This window comes from Gemmobacter aquaticus (assembly GCF_007859075.1).
Taxonomy (GTDB): domain Bacteria; phylum Pseudomonadota; class Alphaproteobacteria; order Rhodobacterales; family Rhodobacteraceae; genus Gemmobacter; species Gemmobacter aquaticus.
On sequence record NZ_VOAK01000023.1, the window covers coordinates 1 to 25,310 of the forward strand.

At 64.2% G+C, this 25,310-nt stretch carries 24 protein-coding genes, 1 tRNA gene and 1 pseudogene; 8 read left to right on the forward strand and 18 right to left on the reverse strand.

Annotation, left to right across the window (positions count from 1 at the left end; genetic code table 11):
* The 5 genes and pseudogenes from FQU74_RS14450 to gabT all read right to left on the reverse strand — a co-directional run.
* A pseudogene (locus FQU74_RS14450) lies at positions 1-139 on the reverse strand (electron transfer flavoprotein subunit beta/FixA family protein); the annotation flags it as partial.
* Positions 136-1,122 carry a phosphate acyltransferase gene (locus tag FQU74_RS14455; protein ID WP_146287194.1) on the reverse strand — a complete coding sequence of 329 codons (987 nt, stop codon included), beginning with the start codon at positions 1,120-1,122 and terminating at the stop codon, positions 136-138. The pseudogene FQU74_RS14450 and the gene FQU74_RS14455, both read right to left, overlap by 4 nt.
* On the reverse strand, positions 1,116-2,219 hold the full coding sequence (buk, locus tag FQU74_RS14460) for a butyrate kinase (RefSeq protein WP_229704421.1): 1,104 nt from the start codon (positions 2,217-2,219) through the stop codon (positions 1,116-1,118). The genes FQU74_RS14455 and buk overlap by 7 nt, the downstream gene beginning before the upstream one ends.
* A gap of 9 nt (positions 2,220-2,228) precedes the next feature.
* Positions 2,229-3,668, reverse strand: a complete 1,440-nt coding sequence (locus tag FQU74_RS14465; RefSeq protein ID WP_146287196.1) for an aldehyde dehydrogenase family protein — start codon at positions 3,666-3,668, stop codon at positions 2,229-2,231.
* Positions 3,669-3,750: 82 nt separating this feature from the next.
* Entirely contained in the window at positions 3,751-5,046 is a 1,296-nt protein-coding gene (gene gabT, locus FQU74_RS14470) for a 4-aminobutyrate--2-oxoglutarate transaminase (protein WP_146287197.1), read from the reverse strand.
* A gap of 146 nt (positions 5,047-5,192) precedes the next feature.
* Here gabT and FQU74_RS14475 point away from each other — a divergent pair, with 146 nt between their 5' ends.
* Complete coding sequence (locus FQU74_RS14475) at positions 5,193-5,771, forward strand: cupin domain-containing protein (RefSeq protein WP_146287198.1); 579 nt, start codon at positions 5,193-5,195, stop codon at positions 5,769-5,771.
* A 36-nt stretch (positions 5,772-5,807) separates the two neighbouring features.
* On the opposite strand, the gene FQU74_RS14480 is transcribed toward FQU74_RS14475, so the two are convergent.
* The 7 genes from FQU74_RS14480 to capB form a co-directional block, all read right to left on the reverse strand.
* The gene (locus FQU74_RS14480) at positions 5,808-6,986 is read right to left on the reverse strand and encodes an ABC transporter substrate-binding protein (RefSeq protein ID WP_146287199.1); all 1,179 of its coding nucleotides are present in this window, start codon (positions 6,984-6,986) and stop codon (positions 5,808-5,810) included.
* A gap of 35 nt (positions 6,987-7,021) precedes the next feature.
* Positions 7,022-8,065 carry a branched-chain amino acid ABC transporter permease gene (locus tag FQU74_RS14485; protein ID WP_146287200.1) on the reverse strand — a complete coding sequence of 348 codons (1,044 nt, stop codon included), beginning with the start codon at positions 8,063-8,065 and terminating at the stop codon, positions 7,022-7,024.
* Between the two features lie 2 nt (positions 8,066-8,067).
* Positions 8,068-8,976, reverse strand: coding sequence for a branched-chain amino acid ABC transporter permease (locus tag FQU74_RS14490; RefSeq protein ID WP_146287201.1), 909 nt, complete (start codon positions 8,974-8,976; stop codon positions 8,068-8,070).
* Positions 8,973-9,692, reverse strand: a complete 720-nt coding sequence (locus FQU74_RS14495) for an ABC transporter ATP-binding protein (protein ID WP_146287202.1) — start codon at positions 9,690-9,692, stop codon at positions 8,973-8,975. Before FQU74_RS14495 ends, FQU74_RS14490 begins: the two co-directional genes overlap by 4 nt.
* Positions 9,692-10,462: an ABC transporter ATP-binding protein gene (locus FQU74_RS14500; RefSeq protein WP_229704420.1), complete on the reverse strand. Its 771-nt coding sequence runs from the start codon at positions 10,460-10,462 to the stop codon at positions 9,692-9,694. The genes FQU74_RS14495 and FQU74_RS14500 overlap by 1 nt, the downstream gene beginning before the upstream one ends.
* Complete coding sequence (gene capA, locus FQU74_RS14505; RefSeq protein WP_146287203.1) at positions 10,419-12,542, reverse strand: caprolactamase subunit alpha; 2,124 nt, start codon at positions 12,540-12,542, stop codon at positions 10,419-10,421. Before capA ends, FQU74_RS14500 begins: the two co-directional genes overlap by 44 nt.
* 86 nt (positions 12,543-12,628) lie before the next feature.
* The gene (gene capB / locus FQU74_RS14510) at positions 12,629-14,377 is read right to left on the reverse strand and encodes a caprolactamase subunit beta (RefSeq protein ID WP_146287204.1); all 1,749 of its coding nucleotides are present in this window, start codon (positions 14,375-14,377) and stop codon (positions 12,629-12,631) included.
* Positions 14,378-14,687: 310 nt separating this feature from the next.
* Between capB and FQU74_RS14515 the strand changes: the two genes are divergently transcribed.
* The gene (locus FQU74_RS14515) at positions 14,688-15,635 is read left to right on the forward strand and encodes an AraC-like ligand-binding domain-containing protein (RefSeq protein ID WP_146287205.1); all 948 of its coding nucleotides are present in this window, start codon (positions 14,688-14,690) and stop codon (positions 15,633-15,635) included.
* Between the two features lie 131 nt (positions 15,636-15,766).
* Here FQU74_RS14515 and FQU74_RS14520 read toward each other — a convergent pair whose 3' ends face one another.
* Positions 15,767-16,228: a universal stress protein gene (locus FQU74_RS14520; protein ID WP_146287206.1), complete on the reverse strand. Its 462-nt coding sequence runs from the start codon at positions 16,226-16,228 to the stop codon at positions 15,767-15,769.
* A gap of 212 nt (positions 16,229-16,440) precedes the next feature.
* Positions 16,441-16,905, reverse strand: coding sequence for a cupin domain-containing protein (locus FQU74_RS14525; RefSeq protein ID WP_146287207.1), 465 nt, complete (start codon positions 16,903-16,905; stop codon positions 16,441-16,443).
* Between the two features lie 106 nt (positions 16,906-17,011).
* Here FQU74_RS14525 and FQU74_RS14530 point away from each other — a divergent pair, with 106 nt between their 5' ends.
* A complete protein-coding gene (locus tag FQU74_RS14530; protein WP_146287208.1) occupies positions 17,012-17,926 on the forward strand; it encodes a LysR family transcriptional regulator in 915 nt (304 codons plus the stop codon).
* Between the two features lie 190 nt (positions 17,927-18,116).
* On the opposite strand, the gene FQU74_RS14535 is transcribed toward FQU74_RS14530, so the two are convergent.
* Positions 18,117-18,190: transfer RNA gene (locus FQU74_RS14535), tRNA-Gly, on the reverse strand.
* 241 nt (positions 18,191-18,431) lie between these two features.
* Between FQU74_RS14535 and FQU74_RS14540 the strand changes: the two genes are divergently transcribed.
* A complete protein-coding gene (locus tag FQU74_RS14540) occupies positions 18,432-19,184 on the forward strand; it encodes a hypothetical protein (RefSeq protein ID WP_146287209.1) in 753 nt (250 codons plus the stop codon).
* A gap of 11 nt (positions 19,185-19,195) precedes the next feature.
* Positions 19,196-20,062 (forward strand): hypothetical protein, encoded by an 867-nt coding sequence (locus tag FQU74_RS14545; RefSeq protein WP_146287210.1) that lies wholly within the window; start codon positions 19,196-19,198, stop codon positions 20,060-20,062.
* Here FQU74_RS14545 and FQU74_RS14550 read toward each other — a convergent pair.
* The 3 genes from FQU74_RS14550 to FQU74_RS14560 all read right to left on the reverse strand — a co-directional run bounded on the left by FQU74_RS14550 (position 20,059) and on the right by FQU74_RS14560 (position 22,426).
* Positions 20,059-20,703 (reverse strand): response regulator, encoded by a 645-nt coding sequence (locus FQU74_RS14550; RefSeq protein ID WP_146287211.1) that lies wholly within the window; start codon positions 20,701-20,703, stop codon positions 20,059-20,061. The genes FQU74_RS14545 and FQU74_RS14550 overlap by 4 nt on opposite strands.
* Before the next feature lie 17 nt (positions 20,704-20,720).
* On the reverse strand, positions 20,721-22,097 hold the full coding sequence (locus FQU74_RS14555) for a sensor histidine kinase (protein ID WP_146287212.1): 1,377 nt from the start codon (positions 22,095-22,097) through the stop codon (positions 20,721-20,723).
* A gap of 83 nt (positions 22,098-22,180) precedes the next feature.
* Positions 22,181-22,426 (reverse strand): accessory factor UbiK family protein, encoded by a 246-nt coding sequence (locus FQU74_RS14560; protein ID WP_146287213.1) that lies wholly within the window; start codon positions 22,424-22,426, stop codon positions 22,181-22,183.
* Between the two features lie 155 nt (positions 22,427-22,581).
* On the opposite strand from FQU74_RS14560, the gene lgt reads away from it, so the two are divergent.
* Genes lgt through pgeF form a run of 3 tightly spaced genes read left to right on the forward strand, consistent with a single transcriptional unit; the run spans position 22,582 to position 25,289 of the window.
* Positions 22,582-23,466, forward strand: coding sequence for a prolipoprotein diacylglyceryl transferase (lgt, locus tag FQU74_RS14565; RefSeq protein ID WP_146287214.1), 885 nt, complete (start codon positions 22,582-22,584; stop codon positions 23,464-23,466).
* Positions 23,453-24,517, forward strand: coding sequence for a class I SAM-dependent methyltransferase (locus FQU74_RS14570; RefSeq protein ID WP_146287215.1), 1,065 nt, complete (start codon positions 23,453-23,455; stop codon positions 24,515-24,517). Before lgt ends, FQU74_RS14570 begins: the two co-directional genes overlap by 14 nt.
* A gap of 1 nt (position 24,518) precedes the next feature.
* Positions 24,519-25,289, forward strand: coding sequence for a peptidoglycan editing factor PgeF (gene pgeF / locus FQU74_RS14575; protein WP_146287216.1), 771 nt, complete (start codon positions 24,519-24,521; stop codon positions 25,287-25,289).
* Positions 25,290-25,310 lie beyond the last annotated feature (21 nt).

Sequence of the window (25,310 nt, forward strand, 5' to 3'; positions counted from 1 at the left end):
TCGCCTCTTCAACCGCGATCTCGTCAAACGGGTTCATCGACATCTTCACGTTCGCAAGATCAACTCCCGTGCCATCCGCCTTCACACGGACCTTCACGTTGTAGTCAATCACGCGTTTGACCGGTACAAGCAGTTTCATGGGATGCTCCGTTCATCTTGGCAGGAATGCACTGCCTGCCCGCCATCGGAATTGGTGGACGGGGTCGATTGGTTGCCCTGCACCGCCAGCATGGCAGCGGCGAGAAGAAGTCCGAGGCGGCGCTGTTCGGCCCCGTCCGCGCGCGAGTTGAGCAGGACCGGCACCTGCGCCCCCAGAACGATGCTGGCCGTTCGCGCTTGGCCGTGCAGCTTCCAGGCCTTGACCGTGGCATTGCCGGCCTCGATCGATGGAAACAGGATCAGATCCGCAAGCCCTGCCACCGCAGAGGCATGAAAGCCCTTCTTAACTGCGGCCGCACGCGAAAGCGCCACATCATAGCCGAAGGGACCATCGGCCAGCACCGCACCAAGGGCGCCCTGTGCCGCTTCGTCGCGCAATGCCGCAGCATCGGTTGTCGCGGGCTGGCCGGGATGTATCTTCTCCGAGGCAGCGATGGCCGCAACGCGCAGCGGGGTGATACCAAGCCCACGGAACAGCGGCACCGCATTGGCGATGATCGCCCGTTTCTGCGCAAGCGTCGGCAAGGGGAGGATGCCGTTGTCTGTGGCGCCAATCAATCGCGGAACTGATGGCATCTCGGCAAGGGTGACATTCGACAAAACCTCTGAGGCGCGCAGACCCGTCTCGCGGGCGACCACCGCGCGCAGATAGGCCGCACTGTCGACGCCCCCCTTGACCAGCAGGTTCGCGTCGCCCGCGCGAACGGCGGCCACGGCAAGACCTGCGGCCTCGGCCGGGCCGTCGGACGACAGGATCTGGAAACGCGACACCAGCCCCACAGGCAGCATTGCACGGATTGCTGTGGCATCACCGGTCACCACGGCATCCGCGACACGGCCTTGTGTCATTGCCTCGACCAGCGCGGACAAGGTCGCCGCATCCACGCCCCCTGCAACCGCCGGGCGCAGCGGCGGGGCCTCTGGCAGCGCGGATTCCAGTTCCGTGAAGCTGCGGATCACCATGGCAGACCTTCCACCTCGGGCGCGACGGGCCAGCTGCGGGCGACCTCGGCCCCTGAGAGGACACGCGCCACTCCTTGCGCCAGCGCCTCGCTTTCGTGGCTGCCGGGATAGCAGGTCACGGGTGCCAGCCCGCCGATCTGCCCAATCACGGCAGGGCGCAATCGTGTTGACTGGACCATGCCACCGGTCAGGACAATGCCGTCCGGACGGAAGCCCAGAACAGCGGCCATGCTGCCAATCGCCTTGATGATCTGGTAGACCATTGCCTGCCAGACCAGTTCCGCTCGCGCGTCCCCTTTGGCGATCATCTCCTCGACACGACGCATGTCCTTGGTGCCGAGATAGGCGTAAACGCCGCCCTGCCCGTAAAGTCGGCGCTTCAGCTCTGCTTTGCTGTACTGGCCCGAATAGCACAGGTCGATCAGCGGCATGGGTGGCAGACCGCCCGCCCTTTCAGGTGAAAATGGCGAGTTCTCCATCCGGTTGGTACTATCCACGATCCGGCCCTTGCGGATCGCTGCGACCGAGATGCCGGCCCCCAGATGTGCCACGACCGCGTCAAGCTCTTCAAAGGGCTTTCCAAGATCTGCCGCGAGGCGCCGCCCGCAGGCGCGGATGTTGAGCGCGTGGACAAAGGAAAAGCGCGGAATATCGGGGTATCCAGACAGGCGGGCAACGGCTGGCAGTTCATCAACCGAAACCGGGTCCACCACATAGGCCGGGCAGCCCGCAGCCAAGGCGATCCGGTTTGCAAGCGGCGCGCCGAGGTTCGAGGCATGGTGGTGCGCTGGACGGTGCAGCGCGAAATCCACAAGGGCGTCGTCCACCGCGATCACGCCCGCTGGAACTGGAGACAGCATGCCCCCGCGACCTGCCACCGCCGCCAGTCGCACACCCCCTGGAACCCTGTCGAGAAAGTCCTGCACTGCGCTTGCCCTAAAGGGTAACTGCGCGGCGATGCTGTCAAAACGCGCCATCGTCGCTTCGTCATGTTCGAGAGTGCGTTCGAGCACTTGGGATACCCGGTCCCCCTCGGGTCGGAAAAGTCCAAGTCGCGTGGTTGTGGTGCCGGGATTGATTGTCAGGATCAGCGCCATTCCCATGGCCTACCCCGCAAAGCAGTATGCTGTCTTGACGGTGGTGTAGAACTCCACCGCATGCCGGCCCTGTTCCCGCGGGCCAAAAGAGCTGCCTTTCGTGCCACCAAAGGGCACATGGAAATCGACCCCGGCTGTTGGCAGGTTAACCATGACCATGCCGGCCCTGACCCGATGCCGGAAAGCGCGGGCATAGGTGAGCGAGTTTGTGCAGATCCCGGCTGAAAGGCCGAACTCGCTGTCATTGGCAACCTCCAGCGCCTCGTCGAAGTCACCGACACGGATCACCGCTGCACAGGGGCCGAAGATCTCCTCGCGCGAGATACGCATGCGGTTGCTTGCGTTCAGAAACAGTGCCGGGCGCTGGAAGAACCCATCCGTCGGCCCATTCAGGCGTTCGCCTCCGATGACCTCGCATCCCTCGGTGCGTGCCAATGCGACATAGTCGAGATTGACCTGCAACTGTGCGACCGAGACGACGGGGCCGATCTGGCTGTCTTCGGCCAGGGCGGGGCCGACGCGCAGCGCGAGCATTTCCTTCGTCAAACGCTCGACAAAGGCATCGTGGATGCCAGATTGCACGATCAGCCGCGATGAGGCGGTACAGCGCTGGCCGGTCGAGAAAAACGCGCCGTTCAGGCAGGCTGCCACCGCCGTATCGAGATCGGCGTCATCCATTACGACCATGGGGTTTTTGCCCCCCATCTCCAGCTGGACGCGCTTCATGCCAAGGGCCGCGGCGCGTGCGATAGCGCGGCCCGTCGGCACAGATCCGGTAAAGGAAATCGCCACAATCAAGGGATGTTCGACCATGGCCTGACCGACAACCGACCCCGGCCCCATGACCAGATTGAAAATGCCGGGCGGGCAGCCTTCCTCGTGGATGATGCGGGCCAGCAGATGCGCCGTGCCGGGAACAAGCTCTGCCGGCTTCAGAACGACGGCATTTCCATAGGCCAGCGCCGGGGCAATCTTCCATGCGGGAATTGCGGCAGGGAAGTTCCATGGTGTGATCAGGCCCACGACCCCCACGGCCTCCCGCATGACCTCGACGTCCACGCCCGGCCGGACCGAGGCGATCGCCTCACCCGGCAGGCGCAGCGCTTCACCCGCGAAGAAGCGAAAGACCTGCGCTGCGCGCCGCACCTCGGCAATCGCTTCGGGCAGGATCTTGCCCTCTTCTCGGGCAAGCATACGGCCGATCACCGCAGCCTCCTCGTCGATGCGACGGGCGATGCGGTCCAGAAGCTCGGCCCGCGCAAGTGGCCCCTTGGCTTGCCAGTCAGGCAGGGCGGCGGAGGCCGCCTGCGCCGCGCGATCAACGTCGCTTGCGGTTCCTGCGGCGTAGTGGCCGATCAGGTCCGACTGGTCTGATGGGTTGCGGTTCTGGATCAGATGATCGCCCGGTAGCCACATCCCGTCGATCAGGTTCAAATGCGCATCTTGCATGTCAGGCACTCTCTCGGCCGGAAGGGATTGGCCCCTGCCCGGTACAGGCAGGGGGGAAGGCGAAGTCGGTCGTCGGTGTACCTCAGGCAGCTTTCTTCATGACCGCCGCCTCGATCGAGGCCTCGATGATCGACAAAGCCTCATCCAGTTGCGCCATCGGGATGGTCAGGGGCGGCAACAGGCGGATCACGTTGTAACGGGTACCGCAGGACAGAAGGATCAGCCCGCGCGCCTCCGCCTCGGCCACGATGGCGGCGGTGAGGGATGCGTCAGGGGCGTTGGTCTCGCGGTCGGCCACAAGTTCGATCGCATTCATCGCCCCCAACCCGCGCACCTCGCCAATGCATTCCATACCCTGCCGGGCGGCGATCTGGTTCAGTCGGGCGCGGATCCTGTCGCCGATCTCGGCCGCGCGGGCGCAGAGATCCTCATCTCGGATCACGTCCAGAACGGCATGCGAGGCGGCCACGGCCAGCGGATTGCCGGCATAGGTGCCCCCGACGCCCCCGGGATTGGGCGCGTCGACGATCTCGGCTCGGCCCGTCACGGCCGACAACGGGAACCCCCCGGCAAGCCCCTTCGCCATCGTGACAAGATCGGGAGCCACGCCGGAATGATCGAAGCCGAACATCCGCCCGGTCCGCGCCATGCCCGACTGCACCTCATCCGCGATCAGAACAATCCCGTGACGGTCACAGATGTCACGCAGGGCACGCAGGAAGCCAGCGGGTGCGATGTTGAACCCACCTTCGCCCTGCACCGGCTCGATGATGATCGCGGCAACGCGGTCGGGATCAACGGATGAGGCAAAAAGGCGCTCAAGCTGGCCAAGCGCATCGGCTTCGGTCACGCCATGGAAGGCATTCGGGAACGGCGCATGCATGATCTCGGGCGGCATGGCGCCGAAGCCCTTCTTGTAGGGCGCCACCTTGCCGGTCAGCGCCATGCCCAGCAGTGTCCGGCCATGGAACCCGCCCGCAAAGGCAATCACACCGGACCGCCCGGTAAAGGCGCGCGCCATCTTAATCGCGTTCTCCACCGCCTCGGCCCCTGTAGTGACGAGCATGGTCTTCTTCTCGAAATCACCCGGCGTGGCGGCATTCAACCGCTCGGCAAGGGCGATGTAGCCCTCATAGGGGGCGACGTGAAAGCAGGTATGGGTAAAGGCCTGCGCCTGCTCGGCCACGGCTGCCATCACGCGCGGATGACGGTGGCCCGTATTGTTCACGGCAATACCCGCCGCAAAATCGATGAAGCGCCGCCCATCTGCATCCCACAGTTCGGCGTTCTCGGCGCGGACCGCAAAGATGCCGCGCGTCGAGACTCCCCGGGCGACGGCGGCGGATTTGCGGGCAGACAACTGGACGGCTTCGGTCATTGCAGGCTCCTGGGTTGCGGGCAGAATCACACCTAACATTGCTCAATATTTTGAGCAATGCATTTGTGAATTATACGCACCGCCAGACAAGAGATTGTGCGCCGCCCGACCAGACCGTAAGGTCCTAGAAACGATAGGGCTTTGACATGCAAGAGTTCAACGTAGGCGAGAGATTGCGCTATATGCGTCAGACCGCGGGGCTGTCACAGCGACAGCTGGCCGAGGCATCAGGCGTTCCGCATGGCCAGATTTCGATGATCGAGACCAATAGATCCAGCCCATCCGTGGCATCGTTGCGCAAAATTCTAGGCGGACTCAATGTCACGATGTCAGAGTTTTTCGAACCTGACGCGCCCATCAGCCAGTCGGTTTTCTTCAAGCCGCAGGATCTGCGTGACCTGACGACCCGGCTTTATTCGACCCTGGATGACCCGCGCGGCAAGATCACGCTGCAGCAGGTTGGCGATGCCCGCGCGCATAATCTGCAGATCCTCTACGAACGCTATGAACCCGGCGCAGACACCGGGGCGCAGATGCTGGAGCATGTCTCGCATGAGGGGGGGGTCGTGATCGCGGGCGAGGTGGAGGTGACGGTGGGCGATCAGGTCGCACTGCTCAAGGCCGGGGACAGCTATCTCTTTGAATCGACCCAGCCTCATCGCTTCCGCAACATCGGCGATCGCGAGGCCATCGTCGTCTCTGCCTGCACACCGCCCTATCTGTGATGTGGCGCGGGACCAGAGCCCCGCGCCCAGATCGCCTTATCTCCCCATCAGCACATCAAGTGGAACCGGCTCCGAGATGCGCCATTCGTCCACGCGGGCCGGCTTGCCGCCAGTAATCTCGATGATCTGCATGAGCGCGGTGTTCTGGTGGTGCAGTTCGGACGAAAAGCTGCGTGGACCAAAGGCCGTCGGCTCATCCTGCATCTTTTCCAGCTCTGCCGTCACTGCAGCGCCATCAACCGTGCCGGCGCGTTCGACCGCCTTGGCCCACAGGTCAATCAGCACATAGCCCGGATAGGCATACTGGCTGGCGGGGCGGCCACCGGTCTTTGCCTCATAGGCCTTGTTGAACATCTCCACCTCGGCGCGTGGATCATCGCCATAGATCGAGCCCTGAACCGGCACGACGAAACCCGACAGGTCGGGCGTCGCCTCCAGCCAATACGACCCATCGACGGCCGAGCCGTTCAGGATCAGCGAGGTGATCCCGGCAGCGCGCAACTGGCGCACGGCGGCAGCAGCACCCGGCATGACCGAGCAGAGCATGATGACATCGGGCTGTTCCGGCAGCGCCTTGATGCGCGTGATCTGGCTTGCAATCGAGGCATCGTCGTTCTTGAAGGTGTCACTGCCGACGATACCGGCGCCGTCCAGTTGCGGGAACATCCAGTTGAACCCGGTGCAGATCCCCTTGTTGTACTCGATGAACGTGTCTTCCAGCACGTAGGCTGTCCGTGCATTGCGTCGGGCGTGGGCCCATTCAGCCATGGTCGCTCCCTGAACCGAGGCCAGGACCGAGGATGAGAAACTGTTCGGGCCTACACCCTGAATACCCGCCTTCACATCCTCGGCGCACAGGAAAAAGCTGTTAATCCCCTCGCCCTCGGCCACCAACGCCGCAGGCGCGCCAAAGTCGTAGTCGCACGAGACGACCATCATCTCGGCCCCATGATCCAGCACATCGAGCCCGGCCTTGGCGCTTTCGGCGCGGTCGGTGCGGGTATCGGCCTCGACCACCTTGATCTGCCGGCCAAGCAGGCCGCCAGCGGCGTTGATCTCTTCGATGCGGATCATGGCGGCGGTGGCGGCAGGTGTGTCATAGGCCTCCATCCAGCCGGATTTCGCGATCGCGAAACCTACGGTCAGATCCTCGGCGGCAAGGGTTGGTGCGGCAAGCGTCATCAATGCCAGCACGTGGCATGCAAGTCGTTTCATCGGCTCTCTCTCCTGTTGTTCGGGTCGTCAGGTTTTCAGGTGCCCCGCCTCGCGACCCAGCGGGCAGGCAGCATCACCTCGCGCCCGGCCATCAGGCCCGCGGGGCGGAAGATCAGGATCAGGATCATGGCGACAGCCAGAATGATCTCTTGGCTGCCGGGGGGCAGCGCGAAGGTCGTGGCCCCGACCGCGATGCCCTTTTCAAGCCGTACCAGCCCCTCGACGGCAATCGACAGCGCAAGCACACCGACCACTGCGCCGGAAAGCGACCCGACGCCGCCGATGACGAGCATCGCAAGCATCAGGAAGGTGAGGCCAAGGTAAAAGCCATCGGGATTGATGACGCCGATGAAATGCCCCATCAGCGCACCACCGATCCCGCAGAAAAAGCCTGAGAGCGTATAGGCAAGCAAGCGGTGCCGATAGCGGTCGATCCCAGATGCGGCGGCGGCCACCTCATCCTCACGCGTGGCCCTGAGCGCAAGCCCCGAGGCCGAATGCGCATGGAGCGCAGCGACAAGGATCGCCGCAAATGCCCAGCCAAGTGCAACCCAAGGCGTGATATAGCGATCCAGCCCCACCACCGACGAGGTCCCCCCCGTGACCGGCGTCCAGTTGGCCCAGATGGTATTCACCATCGCGAGAAAGGCGAATGTCGCGATCGAGGCCGCGATCCCCGAAAGCCGCAGGATCGCAGCCCCGGTCAACAGCGCGATGACCGCTGCCGCCAGCCCCCCCGCAATCGCGGCGGGCAGCACGGGCCAGTCGGCAGCCGCCAATCCCTCAGGCAGTCCCGGCAGAAGGGCTGCCTTCATCGCCGGATTGAGCGTGAGCCAGGCCGAGACATAGGCCCCGATACAGCCGAAGGCGGCATGCCCAAAGCTTACGACGCCCGAGTTTCCGACAAATATCCAGAAGCCTACGACCATCGTCACCCTTATCAGCGTTTCAGCGGCCATGCGGGCAATGGCCCTGTCACCAAGGCCAAGTGCGACAAGTACGAAGGTCAGAAGCAGTAGCCCAAGAAGAAGCGGGGTGGTCGCAGCACTGCGACGGCGGAGCTGGTGTTGGCTGGGCATGTTCAGACCCTCGGCTTGGCCCCGACCGGGGCGAAAAGGCCTTGCGGCCGGATGAGGAGGACAAGGATGACTCCTCCGTAGAGGAAGGCATCGCGGAAGGGCCGCGCATCGGCAGGCAGTCCCGCCTGCAGGAAGGCCGACGCGGCACCGATGGCCAGACCCGCCGCGACCGCACCCGACAGGCTGCCCATGCCGCCCACGACCGTTGCGATGAAGGCCACCAGCATGATTTGCCCGCCCATGCGGACATCAGCCACGCCAGTCTGCGCCACCAGAACCAGCGCGACGACAGCCGCCATCGCGCCAGACAGCGCAAAGGCGCCGGAGATCACGCGGTTCGCGCGGACACCCAACATGCGGGCCATGGTGAAATCCTCGGCCGCTGCTCGCATCTCGAGCCCCAGCCGTGTGTGACGCAGCATGATCGCAAGCGCGGCCAGGATCATCGCCACCGTGACAATGACGATCAGCTGCAAAAGCGGCACCTCGGCACTTGCGATCTGCACCGGATGACTCAGTTCAGCCCAGAGGCTGACCGCCTTCGGGCGCCCGCCGTAGACCACCAACAGCAGGTTCTGAAGCGCCACCCCAAGGGCGAAACTGCCAACCATCAGCGCGACCGGAGAGGCATTCCGCATCAGACGAAAGACCAACGCCTCGGCCGCGACAGCAAGCCCCGCACCAAGCGCAAGGATCAGCGGGATCAGCACGGGTGCGGGCAGACGACCCAGCCCCAGCACCGCCAGCGCGTCAGTCGAGGGTACGATCAGGGCAAAGACCGCGCAGGCAATGAACTGGCCGTGGGCAAAGTTCACAAGCCGCATCACCCCGAATATGAGAGCGATCCCAAGCGCGGCAATGGCGTAGATCCCGCCCAGAGCCAGCGCATCAAACAGCAATTGCAGGCTCATGCCGCACCTCCGAAATAGGCCTCTGTCAGCAGGTCACGTGCAGCGAAATCGGCGGCGTCCCCATCACCGACGATGCGGCCCGCACGCATCAGCAGCATGCGCCCACCCACCCGTGCCGCGCGGGCCGAGGATTGCTCGACGATCACCAGCGTGAGGCCACGCAGCTCTTGCAGCTGGCACAACCGGTCATAGACCTCGTCCACAACCTTGGGCGCAAGGCCGAGCGAGGGTTCATCGACCAGCATGACCTTGGGGTTGGTCATGATCGCCCGCCCGATGGCGAGCATTTGTTGCTGCCCCCCCGAAAGCGCCCCGGCACTGGAACGTGCGCGTTCCCGCAGGATCGGAAAGGCGGCAAACACGGTTTCCAGATCATCGCCGATGGCCGAGCGGTCACGGCGCATTCCGGCGCCCACCATCAGGTTCTCCTGCACGGTCAGCCCTGCGAAGATGCGCCGCCCCTCGGGCACCATCGACAGGCCCCTCCGGGCGATCCCTTCGACGCCCAACCCCGACAGGATCTCACCGTCCATCTCGATCCGGCCATGGGCAGCGCGAACCGCCCCCGCAATGGCCGACAGAAGCGACGACTTCCCCGCCCCGTTGGGGCCAGAGATAAAGACCCTCTCCCCCTCGGCCACCGAAAGGCTCAGGTCAGAGATTGCCGTCAGTTTGCCGTAGCGCACGGCGAGGTCAAAGACACCGAGCTTGGACATCACGCCGCCTCCGCATAGGTGCCGAGGTAGGCCTCGCGTACGGCCCGCGAGCCAAGGATTGCCTCGCGGTCACCCTTTTCGATGATCCGGCCGCCGTCGAGGACGACGACCTGGGTGCAGACCGAAAGGACCAGCCCGACATTGTGTTCGATCAGCAGGCAACCGACGCCAAGCTCGGCAGCAATACGGCCGATCAGCGCGGCAAGGTCGGCGGCCTCGGCCTCGGACATGCCCGCCGCCGGCTCGTCCAGCAGCAGGAATCGCGGCTTGCCCATCAGGGCGCGGGCAATCGCGACACGGCGCTCATCAGTATAGGGCAGCCCCGCCGCCGCGCGGCTTTCCAGGGCAGCCATCCCCATCCAGTTGAGCAGCGCGCTTGCCTCATGCTCGGCCACACTGCGGCGCAGGCCAAGGCCAACGCCGGTACAGGCAAGGTTGTCGAGCACATCGAGCCCGCCGAAAAGCCGGCCCGCCTGAAACGTGCGCGCAACGCCGGCCCGCCGCATCTCATGCGCCGCCAGACCCGAGACCTCGCGCCCCTGCAGGATGACCTTGCCGTGGGTTGGCCGCTGAAACCCGGTCAGGACATTGACGCAGGTCGTCTTGCCCGCCCCATTGGGGCCGATCAATCCCACCACCTGTCCGGGCGCAACCGAAAGCGTGACATCGGTCAGCGCCCGGAAGCCGCCGAAGGCGACCCCCACCTGTTCCAGCGCCAGCACCATGTCAGGCCACCTCGACTGCGCGGGCGCGATGCTGGGCAAGCGCATCTTCGGTGGCCATGGTCAGGACATAAACGCCCGAGGCATCCAGTTCGGCCAGCCAGCCGGGTTCGATGACGATCGTGGTCGTGACCTCTTGGATGACGGCCGGTCCCGAAACCCGGTCCCCTGCCCCCAGGAGTGCGCCGTCATAGACAGGTGTTTCATGCGGGATGCCGTCTGCGTTGAAGATCATCCTACGCGTCCCCTTCAGCGCGGAATGGGCGCCGCGACCAACGGGCATCATCATGCGCGCAGGCTTGTCCACCGCACCGGCGATGGCACTCTCGACATTCACCACCTCGACCGCGCTATGCGGCTCGGCATAGGTGTAAAGCTCTTCATGGCGGGCGTGGAACGCAGCCTTCAGACGCTCGAGCGCGGATTCGGTCACCTCGAAAGGATCGATATCCACGGTGCATTCATGCACCTGCCCGACATAACGCATGTCGAGACTGCGACGGACCGAGACGCGATCCTCGGTGAAACCGTCTGACAGAAGATCGGCGCGGCCACGGGCCTCAAGCTGATTGAACAGCCCGTTCAGACGCGCCGCGGCCTCTGCCCCTTCAAGACGCGCTGCGACGGGGGCCATGTAGTTGTATTTCACGTCCGACAGGATCTGCCCAAAGGCGCAAAGCCCCGAGGCGAGTTTGGAGATCAGCACCTTGCGGATGCCCATCTCGCGCGCCAGCGCCGTGATATGCGCCGCCGTCGCGCCACCTGCACAGTTCAGCACAAAGTCGCGAGGATCATAGCCACGCTCGACCGAAACGCGGCGGATCGCGTTCACCATGTTGTTGTTCACGATGGTGAACATCCCGTGGGCCGCCTTCTCGACACTGATGCCGAGCGGGTCGGCCAGATGTGTCTGGATCGCGCGGCGTGCCAAATCCACGTTCAGCGGCAGACGGCCGCCGACAAGCCCATCGGGATTGAGATAGCCCAGAACGAGGTTCGCATCGGTGGTTGTGGGCTTGTCACCACCCTGATCGTAGCAGGCGGGACCTGGCTCTGACCCGGCCGATTGCGGGCCCATCTGCATCAGGCCCATGCTGTCGATCCAGCCGATCGAACCGCCGCCCGCCCCCAGCGTTTCAACCTGGATCATCGGAATGCCGATGCGGTAGCGCAGGAAGTCGATGTTCTTTGACACATTCGCCCGGCCATCGCGCGTCAGCGTGATGTCGAACGAGGTGCCGCCCATATCGACGGTGATGATGTCCTTCATTCCCCAGGGCTCACCCAGCCAGAGCGCGGCCTGCGGGGCCGAAGCGGGGCCCGAGTTGATTGCATAGACCGACTGGTCGCTGACCACCCGCCCAAGGGCGAGACCGCCGTTCGACTGGAAGTAGCGAACCGGATGGCGGGCGCCGAGCGACTGGAAATAGGCATCCACAGCCTCGACATACCGTTGCAGGATCGGGGCGAGATAGGCGTTCACGATCGCGGTCGAGGTGCGCGTGTATTCCCGCACCTGCGGATAAAGCTGGCTGCCCACGGTCAGGCGAACATCGGGCATCATTTCGCGCACGATTTCGGCTGCGCGGGCCTCGTGCTCGGGATGAAGCACCGACCAGACAAAGCTGATCGCGACGGATTCCACGCCCTCGCGCAGGAAGTGCCGGCAGGCATCGCGCACGTCGTCCTCGTTCAGGGGCGTGTACACCTTGCCGGTCGACAGCACCCGTTCCGCAACGCCACGGCGCAGATAGCGCGGCACAAGCATGGTCGCTGGTGGGTATTCCGGATCATAGCGATAGCCATCTTCCTTGTGGCCCAGGCGGATCTCGATGCTGTCTTCATGCCCGCGTGTCGCGATCAGGCCGGTTTTTGCGCCGTTGTGGGTGATCAACGCGTTCAACCCGACGGTCGTACCGTTGATGCAGAGATCAGCGTTCGAGACGATCTCTTGCGGTGACAGGCCGGTTTCCTCTTCAATAAGGCGCAGACCGTTGCGAATTGCGGCTGTCGGATCGTTGGGGGTGGACAGCGCCTTGAAGATGCGCACGCCGCCCTTGCGATCCGCCAGAATGAAGTCGGTGAAGGTGCCGCCCGCGTCGATGCCGAGACGATACTGGTTCTGCATGGGATGGGTCCTTTCGGGTAGCCGGGGCCGGGCGGGGACCATTGTCCCCGCACGCGTCGCGCCGGATGTGTCAGGAAATCGTTGGATCAGGCCGCGCGCAGCCGCGCGGTCGCGTCGTGATCCACGGTCAGGCTATCGCGGTCCGTGATGATGACGCCATAGTCGAGGCGAGCGCCTTCAAGGCTGACCAGGCCGTTGCGCACGTCCTCAACCACCTTCTGGACGTCACGCTCGAACGGGTTGCCATAGCCGCCACCGCCGGGGTTCTTGTTCGCCGCGCGTTCACCGGGATGGATCGTCTCGATCACGTTATCGGTGATGATCTGCGTCTCGCCTCCCCGAGTCACCTCCAGGCGCCCGACCTTGCTCTGCACCATGGTCGATTTCGCCCCGGCCGCACCCATTGCCGGGATGCGGCGCCCCTCGCCAAAGGTGATCAGCGTCATCGGGGTATCCAGCGGCTCGACCTCCCAGCAGGTGCCCGAACCGCCACGGTTGCGCCCGGCACCACCGCTGTCCTCCATCAACGAATAGCGATGGATGATGATCGGGTAGCTGTGTTCCAGCATCTCGATATCGCCCGAAGTCAGCGCGCCAAAGCAGCATTCCGGACCCACGGCGTGCCAACCATCGGCCTGCGCCGTAGCCCCTGCCCCCGAGATGATCGAGGCCAGGACCATCGTCACATACTCCTCATCGTGCCGCTTGTCCCAACCGGCGATGTTGCAGCCGTTTGCGTGGCCCCAACTGGCCGAGACCTTGTGAGGGGCGGCCTGTTCAAACGCCAGCCGCACTGCGTCTGTCAGCGTCTCCATCGGCGTGGTGGTGCAGTTCATGTGCGGCGCAGGCGATTTCGCATTGCAGAGCGTGCCCTTGGGTCCCATGTCGGTCGACACGCAGCGATAGAGTCCCTCGTTATAGGGAGGGGGCAGCTGCGCGAACATCATCAGGCCCAGATAGACGCCGGAATGGCTGTTTCCCTCATAGCTGTTGATGAAATAGGGAATCTGCGGCGGCGAAGAGATCTCGATATGACAGCCGTCGCCCTTGATCGTCACTGTGGCGGTGATCTCGAAATCGCCAAAACCGTGGCCCGCATCCTCGAGGATAGCGGTGCCGGTATAGGTGCCGTCCGGCACCTCGAAGATCAGCTTGCGCATATGCATCTCGGCCATGTCGAGAAGCTCTGCGATGCAGTCCTGAACCACGTCCTTGCCGTATTTCTTCATCAGGTTGACCAGATTGCGCGCGCCAACCTGGCAGGCACCGATCAGGGCGTTGAAGTCACCTTCCTGATCGCGACGGGCGCGCATGTTGGTCAGAAGCAGGTTCATCACATCCTTGCGTGGCCTCCCACGGTCCCACAGCTTGACCGGCGGGATGCGGAGCCCCTCGGCAAAGATCTCTGTGGCATTGGGGTTGTAGCCAGCGGGAACCGGGCCGCCGATATCAGTCAGATGTCCTTTGCAGACCGTCCAGAAAACCAGCTCGCCTTCATAGAACACCGGGTAATACATGCAGGTGTCGATGATATGACTGCCGCCATAGGCCGGATCGTTGTGCAGGATCAGGTCGCCCTCATGAATATCCCCCTCGAAGAACCGAGCGACCGACTTCATGGCCGGAATCAAGCTGCCTAGGTGGATCGGGATGTCCTGCCCCTGCAGGATCATCTCAGGCGTGTGGTTGAAAAGCGCGGTCGAATAGTCATGCGCAAGATTGAACACCGACGACCGTGCGGTCTGCTCAAGCGTTAGTGTCATCTCGCGCTGCGTGGTCTCCAGCACGCCCCGCACCACCGACAGCGTGATCGGGTCCACATTTCGTTTCGTCATCCCTCGGTCCTCCCCCGATGGGAAAACGGGCCGCGGGCGATGCGGGGCACGCTTGTTCAACTCTCCCTGATCGCCCGGGCCGTTTTCCAGCCTCTCGTCATTCCAGCAGAGTGACGGAAATCGGGTGGTGACGCTTGAACCGCAAAGCGCGATGATTTGTCTTTCCGTGCAAGGGTCCTTCCCGGTTTGGCGCAGGGCGCACAAAGCCTTGTCTGCGCGTGCATTCTGGCTGCGCGCCACGCGGATATTGCTTGATCGGGGCGGGTTTCGGGCCTACCGATTCTCAATCAGCGCTTTGGGGAGAGGGCGCATGGACGTCACGGCACACAGCACCGACCAGATCGTGCCCGGCCAGCGGTCCGCGCATTGGGGGCGGGTGATCACTGAGACCTATTTTCCGCTGCACCTGACCTTTCGTGACCCTGCAAGCTTTACCGGAACGCTTGAGCGTCGGCAGATGGGCAGCGTCTCGCTGTCGCGACTGGCAACCATGCCACTGCAATATGAGCGCAGGCCCACCCATATCTCGCACACGCGCGAGGAAGAGTATCTCATCACCGTCCCGCGCCTGAGCCCGGTGGAGTTCAGGCAGATCGGCCGCGAGGTGCGTTGCGACCCGGGTGGCTTCATCCTTGAACGTGGGGACGAGCCCTATCGGTTCGCCTATGACACCGCAAATGAGCTGAGCGTCCTGAAGATCAGCAAGAAATCCCTGTCGGAAAAGGTGCGCGATCCTGATCGTTTTTGCGCCAAGATCATTGATGCGCGCACGGGGTTGCCCGCGCTCTTCACTACGATGATGAAGCAATTGCACTCACTGCCGCTGAGCGAGGGCCGCGCGGCCGAGGTTCTGGGTCGGCAGATGGTCGAGGTGCTGGCCCTTGCGCTGGATGAAACGGCTGCCGATGACCAACAGGTCCGCACATCTGTTCGTGCAGGGCATCTGAGGCGGGCCGAGCAGATCATCCGCAAGCATCTGTCGAGCCCGGCCCTTTCGCCTGAGTTTGTGGCCGACGCTTGCGGCATCTCGAAACGCTACCTGCATGAGCTGTTCGGCGACACCAACCAGACAGTGTCGCAGTTCATCCGGGATGAGCGCCTGATTGCCGCGCGCGAGGCGATCACCTCTTCCCCCGCACTGTCGATGGCCGAGATCTCCTATCGGTTCGGATTCTGCGACCAGGCACAGTTTTCGCGCCTGTTCCGCGCAAAGTTCGGACAAGCCCCGACCGACTGGCGCCGGTCACCGCGGCATTAACCAAATCGCCGATCTGGCCGACGGAAGCGGAATGCTCCGGTCACGACGCAAACCCGCCCCATCAGAAAGTCGCCATTTTCAACCCCGGGGACGTTGCATCAGAGCGATCGATGCCGCCCGCACGGTTTCCGTCAGGCAATCGGGCCAAACAGTTCGTCGTCCGAGATCTCCATCCGTCCCGAAAGCACGCTGCACTCGAGACTCTCTATCAGTGCAGCAACCACGGGTTCGTGCAGCCATCGCGACAACCAGCCCGTTTTGTGATGACCGATCACGACAAGATCGGCATGGGCGTCCTTTGCCGCTTTCACGATGCAGGAGACCGGGTCTCCCACCTGTAGTTTCACTTTGTGCGCCAGACCCAGTTTCTGCAGCCGCTCTGATCCTTCGTCGAGGATCAGCTGATACTCATCGCTTTGATCGTAGGGAACATAGGCCACGCCAATATCAACGGCGACCGGAGTGAGCGACGCCTCCACCACGGCCAGCAACACGACGTCTGAACGAAACTGCTTTGCCAACATGGCACCTTCGCGCAGGGCAAGCCGCCCCTCGCGCGTTCCGTCGTAAGCCAGAAGAATTGTTCGATACATGGGGGCACCTCCGACATGTCATCAGACGGATGCAGAGGCCAAAATTTTACCTGACGCTGCCGCCTTTGGCAAACCGCCCATTGGCGTCAGGACTGCTCGGGCCCGCCGCTTTTCAATGCGGTGTGCCCAGCCGGATCCATGGGTCATCCGAGCGTCGCGCCGGGCACAACTGATGTGCCCGGCCCTCTCGGCATCATTGCCGCATTCCCCGCTCAGGCGGCGGCCTGCGCCGACAGGGCGGGAACGAAACGCAGGCTGAAGCGTGCGGCAAGCGCATCGATCTCCTGGGGTGAGCTCGGCTGTTCTGCCTCGACGGCAGAGAAGAAGCCCTCGAATCCGCCCGGGGTCATCACAACCATCAGGCGGCCTGCAGATTCGCCGATATTCTGAAAGCGGTGAACCGCCCCACGTGGCACAACGATCACACCGCCTGCACCAAGGTCAACGCGCTGCCCGTTGCACCAGAAGGCGAAGTGACCATCGAGCACACGGAAGAATTCCTCCTCACGATCATGCACATGGGGCGGCGGCCCCTCGCCGGCCGGCACCTCAGCCTCGAATACACCAAGACGCCCTCCGGTCTCTTCAGCCGAGATCCGAATGATGTGGGGGCCAAAGCCGGTTGCGAGGGTGCCGGCGCCGGGCGCGGAAAAGGCAGCTTGACTAAAGGTCTGCATCTGTAACTCCATCAGGATTGTGAATTAAAGTGACAGCCGTATAAATCAACGATGCTTGGCCGATAAAGTGGCTGCACCGCGCAACATTGTCTGGATAACTTGACAAATGAAGACCGTTGATCCGCTTCATGGTGTTGCGGCGTTCCTTGCCGTGGCAGAGCATGCAAGCTTCACCGCTGCGGCGGAGGCGATCGGCCTTACGCGCTCGACCATCAGCGCGCAGGTGGCAGATCTGGAGGCACGTCTGGGCCTGCGCCTTTTCCACCGATCCACCCGGCTGGTTCGTCTGACACCGGCAGGCGAGGCCTACCGCGAACGTCTTGGCGACATCGCCGAGCGCGTGGATCTCGCCGAGCGCGCGGCGCGGGCCGAACACAGCACGCCAGAGGGCCGGCTGCGCATCACGGCGCCACCGGATATGGGCCAGCGCTTCCTCGTACCCTGGGTTGCAGAATTTCTTGCACTGCATCCGGGAACGCGCATCGAACTTGACCTGTCCAACGCAGCCCACAACCTGATCGAAAGGCGGTTCGATCTTGCAATCCGCGGCGTGATCGAGATCGAGGAGAACCTTATCACCCGCAAACTTGGGATATCGCCACTTCTAACCTGCGCGCGCGGCGACTACCTCGCCCGTCGCGGGCACCCTGAGCGGCCGGAGGATCTGTCAAAGCACGATCTGCTGCACTTTGCGCACCTGCGCCGAGGCAGAGTCTGGACGATGACGCGAGGCACCGAACGCGTCGAGGTGCCAATACTTCCCAGGCTGGAGCTGAACGAAGGCTGGGCGCTTCGCACCGCAGCCCTGGAAGGCGCGGGCATCTGCCAGCTTCCGGCCTTTGCGATCGGAGACGCGCTGCGCTCGGGCGCCCTTGTGCCGGTTCTGCCAGAGTGGAATCCCGGCCACGTCCCGCTGCACGCGGTCTACCCTGACAACCGGCTGATTGCCGAACGCGTGCGTGCCTTCGTGGCCTTCATCGCCCGCAAGTCGAAGGCCGAGCCCGATCTGACAGGTGCCTAGCCAGAACGGGACCCGCGTTGCCACAGTGAACAACCCGGGCACGCCGGCTAGGTTTTCATCCTGCTTCACCGGCGGGCTCCTGCCGGGTCGAGAAAAGCCCCATATGCACCCGGCGTGTTCCGCAAGGCCCACCGGATCGGGTCGCATACGCTTTGAGGTGATTGGAGAGCGCGACCGAAGTTTGGTCGATTGGAGCGGGTAGCGGGAATCGAACCCGCCCCATCAGCTTGGAAGGCTGAGGCGCTACCACTACACCATACCCGCCGCTACCGCAGACCGATTACCACCGCAGGGCCGGGAACTGCAAGCCCCCATCGAATACCACGGATGTGCCGAATTGTCGGACCTTGGTCTGGTGACCTATCCGGCCTTTCGTCGCATCAAGAGAGGGCAATGGTCGGGCAGGTCCGCTCATTGGTCTGGTACGGGTCGGCACGCGCGCAATCCCCGTGCAGACAGGGGATATGTCCCGCCGGTTCGGCCGGACCTGACAGGAGAGACGACAATGAAACCAAGCTTTTCCTTGATTCCCGCCCGCCGTCTGCCGCTGCTGGCCCTGATCGCCGGGCTTCTTGCGACGCAACCCTGGTCCGTCCGGTTTGATCCCGTCAGCGGTGAGTTCTCGCTGAGCGATGGCGCGGCCGAGGCCCGCCGCGGGTCGGACGACGGTGACAACAAAGGCAGCGACGGCGGCGACGACAGCGATGACGACAACGGCGGCGATCGCGACGATGATGACAGCGACGACGACGATGACGACAGCGATGACGACAATGGCGGCGATCGCGACGATGATGACAGCGACGACGACGATGACGACAGCAATGACGACAATGGCGGCGATCGCGACGATGATGACAGCGACGACGACGATGACGACAGCAATGACGACAATGGCGGCGATCGCGACGATGATGATGACGATGACAACAGCGGCCGTGGCAGCGACGACGATGACGACGACGATGACAACAGCGGCCGTGGCAGCGACGACGACGACGACGATGACCGTGATGACGACGATGATCGCAACGACGACTCGGATGATGACAGCGCTGGTGGTGGCAATGGTGGCACCGGGCCGGTTCGCGTCGTGAAGTCCGAACAGTCCGACGGCAACATCGAGGTCACCTATTCCGACGGAACCAAGGAAGAGATCGAAAGCGGTTTCTATGAACGCAAGGACGCGAACGGCCGCACGGTCGAAGAGCGCCCGGCAACCCAGGCCGATGTCAATCGGCTGAGAGATCTGCTGTAACGGATCAGACCATGTCACGTCGCCTCTTTCTTCACCTTGCCCTGCTGCTGGCCTTCTGGGCTGCGGCTGAGGTTGTTCTGCCGGACGTCAGTCTGGCGGGCGCTGCATGGGCAAAGGATGGGGATCGGGGCGGCGATGATGACGGCGGCTCGGACGACGATGACGACGATGACAACAGCGGGTCCGGCGGCGGTCGGGACGATGACGATAACGATGATGACGACAACAGCGGCTCTGGTGGCGGTCGCGATGACGACGACGATGACGGTGGGTCGGACGATGATGGCGACGACGGCGGCTCGGGCGGTGGCTCGGGCGGCGGGTCGGGCGGCGGGTCGGATGACGACGATGATGACAGCGGCAAAGGTGGCGGATCAGGCGGCGGGTCGGGCTCGGGCGATGATGACGACGACGACCGTGACGACAGCTCAGGCGGCAGCTCCGGCTCGGGGCGACCGGGCGCCGGAGCGGAGGGCGGTGACAGCACAAAGTCGCGCAGCGCCCGCGCGCGGGCATCATCCGATTCCACCGCGCTTCCCGCCCTGCCCCGCGGCATGCGTCGCATCTACAGCGATGGCCGGGAAGAGCGTATCACCGGCAATGTGATCGAGAAATTTGATGCACGCGGACGTGTGATCGAGCGCCGCAAGGTCACAACCGCCGACAAATCGCGCTTCCGCCAGATCTCGGAACGGGGGCTCGATGTGCTGATCGAGGTCGCCCCCGGCGGCGTCTCGGTGACGGATCGTGCCGGGTGGCGCGAAGAGTTCAAGGGCAGCACCTATCGGCTGACCGACCCGCGCGGCAATCCGGTCACGCGGCGCGGCGTGACGCGCAAGGACATCGCCCGGCTTAAAGACCTGCTTGATCTTCGCTAACGACGCAGGTGCTCGCGGGCGAGCACCGCAGCCTCTACCCGGTTCCGAAGATGAAGCTTCTGCAGGATGGAGGTCATGTAGTGCTTCACAGTCTTTTCCTGCAGATCGAGCGTCAGGCCGATTTCCTTGTTGCTCTTACCTTCCGCGACAAGGCGCAGGATGTCTTCCTCACGCTTTGAAAGGTCCGCAAGCGGGTTTGCCGGACGCGCGGCCCCGCCGTTTCGCATGCTGGCCAGCAGGCGCCCGGCCAGCACCGGCGAGACATAGGTCTGACCACGCGCCAGATCCTTGACGATCCCTACCAGCTCGCGCGCGCCGACGCCTTTGAGCACATAGCCAAGCGCCCCGGCCTTGAGCGCCTGCATCACCTGATCATCCTCTTCCGATGCGGTCAGCATGGCGATCTTGGGGGCATCCGGCAGCGTGATCGCCTCGCGCAGCGCCGCAAGCCCCCCGCCGCCGGGCATCGAGATATCCAGAAGCAGCAGATCCGGCTTCAACCGGGCGGCAAGCTCGACCGCCCCGCCCGCATCCTGCGCCTGCCCCACGACGATCAGCGCCTTGTCCTCCATCAGGGTCCGGGCAACCCCCTCACGGTAGAGCGGATGATCGTCGGCAATCACGATGCTGATCTGGTCCATGGCGTCCCTTCCGTCCCTTAACTCTCGCCAGCCGGCGACAGCGTCATACGCAGGCGCGCGCCGCCTTGCGGCCGGTTCTCAATCTCGAATGTTCCGCCAAGCGCTTCGACCCGGTCGCGCAGACCGACCAGCCCCAAGCCCTCGGAATTGGGCGCAGACCCGGCAAATCCAGGTCCGTCATCGCACACGCACAGCACCAACCGGTCAGCCTCGGCCGACAGGCGCACCTCCTGACCGCGGGCCTCGGCATGGCGCCATGCGTTGTTCAGCCCTTCCTGGACAAAGCGGTAGATGCAGGTCTTCTCCGCCACGCCAAGTGCAGGCAGGCCGCGATCATCGCATGAAACCGCGACCGGGGCGCCGCTGCGCGCCTGATGCGCCTCGGCCAGCCCGGTGATGATCTGGCAGACGCTGCGCTGCGCGATATCTGGCAGCGACACCCCGCGCGAGATGGAGCGGATCTCGCGGATCGCATCCTTCACGGCCCGGTCCACCTCGGAGAGTCGCTCTTCGGCGCCGGGCTGCACGCCAAGGCCGTCTAGGCGCAAGGCTGCGTAGCCCAGAAGCTGGGCGGGGCCGTCATGGAGATCAGCGCCCAACTGGCGCAGCACCTGATCATGCAGCGCCGCCGAGCGCGCGGCGGCACCCTGCACCCGAAGGCGCAGCGCATTGTTGTGATCCGATAGTTCAGCAAGCGCTGTGACCTGTCGCTGCATTTCAGCCCGCTGCGTCTCGATGGTGCGGCTTCCGCGCGCGACGATCCCCCAGAGGATCACGCCAATGGCCGCAAAGACAGCCGCCACGGTTGCCCAGCTTTTGCGCCGTGCTTCAGCCAGATCCGAAATCAGCGCATCGGTCTTTTCGTAAAATTCGACCACGCCGATGATCCGGCCCGACCAGACTTCGCGGATCGGGCTGTAGATTTCGAGCAAGGGAATGCCCAGCTCGGTCTCGGCGCGGTTCTCGTCATCCTCGGGGTCGGCGATCTCGCCGCTGACCCGGCCGCCCCAAGCCGCACGCAATTCCGCCGATTCGGGGAAACGCTCGCCGATCAAGGCCTTGTCCGAGGCCTCCACGATCAGCCCGCCAGGCTTCCAGATCTTGTAAGAGACCACCCGCTCACCCAGCGTGGTCGACTGAAACACCTCTTCCAGCGCCCGGTGGGCAAGCGGCGAAAGCTCGTCCGCCGCAGCCAGATCCTGACTAAGCGGAGAGATGAAGCTTTCCATGTAAAGTGCGGTGGTATTCGCCCAATTGCGCACCACCGATTCCTCGATGCGCGCGGCGACCCATTGGCCGACCACCAGCATCGCGCAAAGCATGACAATGCCGCCAGCCAGCGCAAATTGCGCGGACAAGGACCAGTTGCGCCAGCGGTTCAGGATCGTAACCATGACCCGGTTCTAACCGCTGCCGCGCCCGCGCGATACGGGCTAAGGTCGGATCGCCGCGCGGCTTTCGTCCGGGTGGTGCAGTCTTATTTCTTGCCCGCCTCAAGCGCCGCGATGCGGGCGGCCAGCGCCTCGTTCTCTTCGCGGGCCTTCTGCGCCATGGCGCGCACGGCATCAAACTCTTCACGCGTGACGAAATCGCGGTCGGCCATCCAGCGGTCGATCATGCTTTTCATCGCCGTCTCGGCCTCGGTCCGGGCACCTTGCGCCACACCCATCGCGTTGGTCATCAGCTGCGACAGATCGTCGAAAATCTTGCTGCGGGTCTGCATGGGCGTCTCCATTTGCTGCAAGCTGTATATGCGTGGGCAGACCGGCGCGCGCAAGGGGATGGCCATGGTTGACATTGCCGCAACCCCGCCCGACAAGCGCCTTGGGCACCCCCGCCAAGGCCGAACCGGCCCCGCGGACCAAAGCCGGAGCGCGCATGAGTTACATCCCTTTCCCCGACATCCGCCCCGAGATCTTCGCGATCGACATCTTCGGCATCACCTTTGCCCTGCGCTGGTATGCCCTGGCCTATATCGCGGGTCTGTTGATCGGCTGGCGCCTTGTGCTCAGGGCAATCCGGACGCCGCGCCTGTGGACCACGGCCGCACCGCTGGATGCAGAACAGCTGGACCGGCTGCTGACATGGATCATCCTTGGCGTTGTCATCGGCGGACGGCTTGGCTTCGTCCTCTTCTACCAGCCGGGTTACTATCTCGCGAACCCGGCCGAGATCCTGCGCGTGTGGGAGGGGGGAATGTCCTTCCACGGCGGCTTCCTCGGCGTCGTGGTCGCGGCACTGTGGTTCTGCCAGCGGGAAGGGATCCCGCTTCTGCCGATGGCCGACCTTCTGGCACTGGCGACACCGCCGGGCCTTCTGCTGGGCCGCATCGCCAATTTCATCAATGCCGAGCTTTGGGGACGGCCGACCACCCTGCCCTGGGGCGTGGCCTTTCCGGGAGAGGCCGCGCAAAGCTGCGCCGAAGGCCTGACACCCTGCGTGCGCCATCCGAGCCAGCTTTACGAGGCCGGGCTGGAAGGTCTGCTTCTTGGCGCATTGCTGCTGTGGCTTGCCTTTCGTGCCGACAGCGCCTTCCGTCGCCCCGGCCTGATCGCGGGCACTTTCTTTGCCGGCTATGGGATTGCGCGTTTTCTGGTCGAGTTCTTCCGTCAGCCGGACGCGCAGTTCGTGACCGCCGACAACCCGCTGGGCCTCTATCTGCACCTTGGCGGCTATGGACTGACGGCCGGGCAGCTTCTGTCGCTGCCGATGGTGCTTGTGGGGGTCTGGTTTGTCATGAGGGCGCGGCGTGACCCCGCTTGAGGATCTGCTGATCCGGCGGATCGCCGCAACCGGGCCGATCCGGCTGGCCGACTACATGGCCGAGTGCCTGCTGCACCCGACGCATGGCTATTACACCACGCGCATGCCCTTTGGCCGCGCAGGCGATTTCACCACTGCGCCCGAGATCTCGCAGATGTTCGGCGAGTTGCTTGGCCTCTGCCTCGCGCAGTACTGGCTGGACCTTGGCCGCCCATCGCCCTTTGCGCTGGCCGAAGTGGGCCCCGGACGCGGCACGCTGATGGCCGATGTCTTGCGCGCGACGGCGCGGGTGCCCGGCTTTCACGACGCCATGCGGGTGGTGATGATTGATGCCTCGCCCCGCCTGCGCGAGATCCAGCGCACCGCCCTAGGCACCACACCGGCCACGTGGGTGGATCATGCCGCCGAGTTGCCCGACCTGCCGCTCTTTCTTTTGGCGAACGAGTTCTTTGATGCGCTGCCGATCCGGCAATTCACCCGCGATCCGGCAGGCTGGCGCGAAACGATGGTCACGACTGATGGCGCGCGGCTTTCGATCGCGCTGGCGGCACCAGCGCCGATCGCGCTTCTGGACGACCGCCTCACCGATACCGCGCCGGGCGATATCGTGGAGGTATGCCCCGCAGCGGCGCCGATCATGGCTGAGATCGCGGCCCGCATCGCACGGCATGGCGGGGCCGCCTTGATCGTCGACTACGGTGACAGGCACCTGACAGGCGATTCGTTTCAGGCCCTGCGCAATCACGCCTATGCCGATCCGCTGGCAGAGCCGGGCCTTGCCGATCTGACCGCGCATGTCGATTTCCAGACGCTGGCAGAGGCGGCTGCCCCCTGCCCCCATGCCTTTACCACGCAAGGGGCCTTGCTGACGGCACTTGGCATCGATGCCCGCGCCGCGACACTCGGCAATCGCCTGGACGGCCAAGCCCTTCAATCGCACCTTGCCGCGACGCGGCGCTTGACCCACCCGGCAGAAATGGGAACGCTGTTCAAGGCGCTTGCCATCCATGCCCCCGGCACGCCTGTTCCGCCCGGCTTTCCGCAGAGTTGACATGCCCCAGACCGCGCAGATCGAATACATCACCGCCCCGGCTCTTGCCGGCATCCGCCATGGTTTCTTCACCCGGAAGGGGGGGGCGTCCTCGGGGATCTTTGCCGGGCTGAATTGCGGGACCGGGTCCTCTGACCTGGCCGAGGTTGTGGCCATCAACCGCGCGCGCGTGGCCGAGGCGATGGGCGCCACGATCGACCGTCTGGCAACCGTGCATCAGGTGCATTCCGCCGATGTGGCGGTTCTGGACGGCATGCCCGCCCAACCCGCGCCGCAGGCCGATGCCATGGTGACCGCCACGCCCGGCCTTGTCCTTGGGGTTCTCACGGCCGATTGCCAGCCCGTGCTCTTTGCCGACGCCACCGCCGGTGTGATTGGCGCCGCCCATGCGGGATGGCGCGGCACCCGAGACGGCGTACTGGAGGCCACGCTCGATGCGATGGAAGGGCTGGGCGCAAGACGTGACCGCATCACCGCGGTCATCGGCCCCACCATCTCGCAGTCGGCCTACGAGGTCGGGCCAGAGTTCGTCTACGGCTTTATCGACGACACGCCCGAGGCCGCACGCTTCTTCGCACAAGGCGAGGGCGACCGCGCCATGTTCGATCTGCCGGCCTATGCGCTATGGCGTCTGCGCGAGGCCGGTGTCGGCCATGCCGAATGGACGCGCCACTGCACCTACCGCGACCCCGACCGGTTCTATTCCTTCCGCCGGACGACGCATCGCAAAGAAGCAGACTATGGGCGGCTGATTTCGTGCATCCGCCTGTAGGGTCCGGGTGATACGATTCGG

Coding starts and splice junctions, on each gene's coding strand:
- FQU74_RS14455 (WP_146287194.1), bottom strand. CDS start 1,122: ATGGTGATCCGCAGCTTCACGGAACTGGAATCCGCGCTGCCAGAGGCC.
- FQU74_RS14500 (WP_229704420.1), bottom strand. CDS start 10,462: ATGCGCTTGCCCAGCATCGCGCCCGCGCAGTCGAGGTGGCCTGACATG.
- FQU74_RS14490 (WP_146287201.1), bottom strand. CDS start 8,976: ATGAGCCTGCAATTGCTGTTTGATGCGCTGGCTCTGGGCGGGATCTAC.
- FQU74_RS14550 (WP_146287211.1), bottom strand. CDS start 20,703: ATGGACCAGATCAGCATCGTGATTGCCGACGATCATCCGCTCTACCGT.
- FQU74_RS14525 (WP_146287207.1), bottom strand. CDS start 16,905: ATGCAGACCTTTAGTCAAGCTGCCTTTTCCGCGCCCGGCGCCGGCACC.
- FQU74_RS14540 (WP_146287209.1), top strand. CDS start 18,432: ATGAAACCAAGCTTTTCCTTGATTCCCGCCCGCCGTCTGCCGCTGCTG.
- FQU74_RS14560 (WP_146287213.1), bottom strand. CDS start 22,426: ATGCAGACCCGCAGCAAGATTTTCGACGATCTGTCGCAGCTGATGACC.
- capB (WP_146287204.1), bottom strand. CDS start 14,377: ATGACGAAACGAAATGTGGACCCGATCACGCTGTCGGTGGTGCGGGGC.
- FQU74_RS14530 (WP_146287208.1), top strand. CDS start 17,012: ATGAAGACCGTTGATCCGCTTCATGGTGTTGCGGCGTTCCTTGCCGTG.
- FQU74_RS14475 (WP_146287198.1), top strand. CDS start 5,193: ATGCAAGAGTTCAACGTAGGCGAGAGATTGCGCTATATGCGTCAGACC.
- FQU74_RS14465 (WP_146287196.1), bottom strand. CDS start 3,668: ATGCAAGATGCGCATTTGAACCTGATCGACGGGATGTGGCTACCGGGC.
- lgt (WP_146287214.1), top strand. CDS start 22,582: ATGAGTTACATCCCTTTCCCCGACATCCGCCCCGAGATCTTCGCGATC.
- pgeF (WP_146287216.1), top strand. CDS start 24,519: ATGCCCCAGACCGCGCAGATCGAATACATCACCGCCCCGGCTCTTGCC.
- FQU74_RS14520 (WP_146287206.1), bottom strand. CDS start 16,228: ATGTATCGAACAATTCTTCTGGCTTACGACGGAACGCGCGAGGGGCGG.
- gabT (WP_146287197.1), bottom strand. CDS start 5,046: ATGACCGAAGCCGTCCAGTTGTCTGCCCGCAAATCCGCCGCCGTCGCC.
- FQU74_RS14480 (WP_146287199.1), bottom strand. CDS start 6,986: ATGAAACGACTTGCATGCCACGTGCTGGCATTGATGACGCTTGCCGCA.
- FQU74_RS14515 (WP_146287205.1), top strand. CDS start 14,688: ATGGACGTCACGGCACACAGCACCGACCAGATCGTGCCCGGCCAGCGG.
- capA (WP_146287203.1), bottom strand. CDS start 12,542: ATGCAGAACCAGTATCGTCTCGGCATCGACGCGGGCGGCACCTTCACC.
- FQU74_RS14545 (WP_146287210.1), top strand. CDS start 19,196: ATGTCACGTCGCCTCTTTCTTCACCTTGCCCTGCTGCTGGCCTTCTGG.
- FQU74_RS14555 (WP_146287212.1), bottom strand. CDS start 22,097: ATGGTTACGATCCTGAACCGCTGGCGCAACTGGTCCTTGTCCGCGCAA.
- FQU74_RS14495 (WP_146287202.1), bottom strand. CDS start 9,692: ATGTCCAAGCTCGGTGTCTTTGACCTCGCCGTGCGCTACGGCAAACTG.
- FQU74_RS14485 (WP_146287200.1), bottom strand. CDS start 8,065: ATGCCCAGCCAACACCAGCTCCGCCGTCGCAGTGCTGCGACCACCCCG.
- buk (WP_229704421.1), bottom strand. CDS start 2,219: ATGGCGCTGATCCTGACAATCAATCCCGGCACCACAACCACGCGACTT.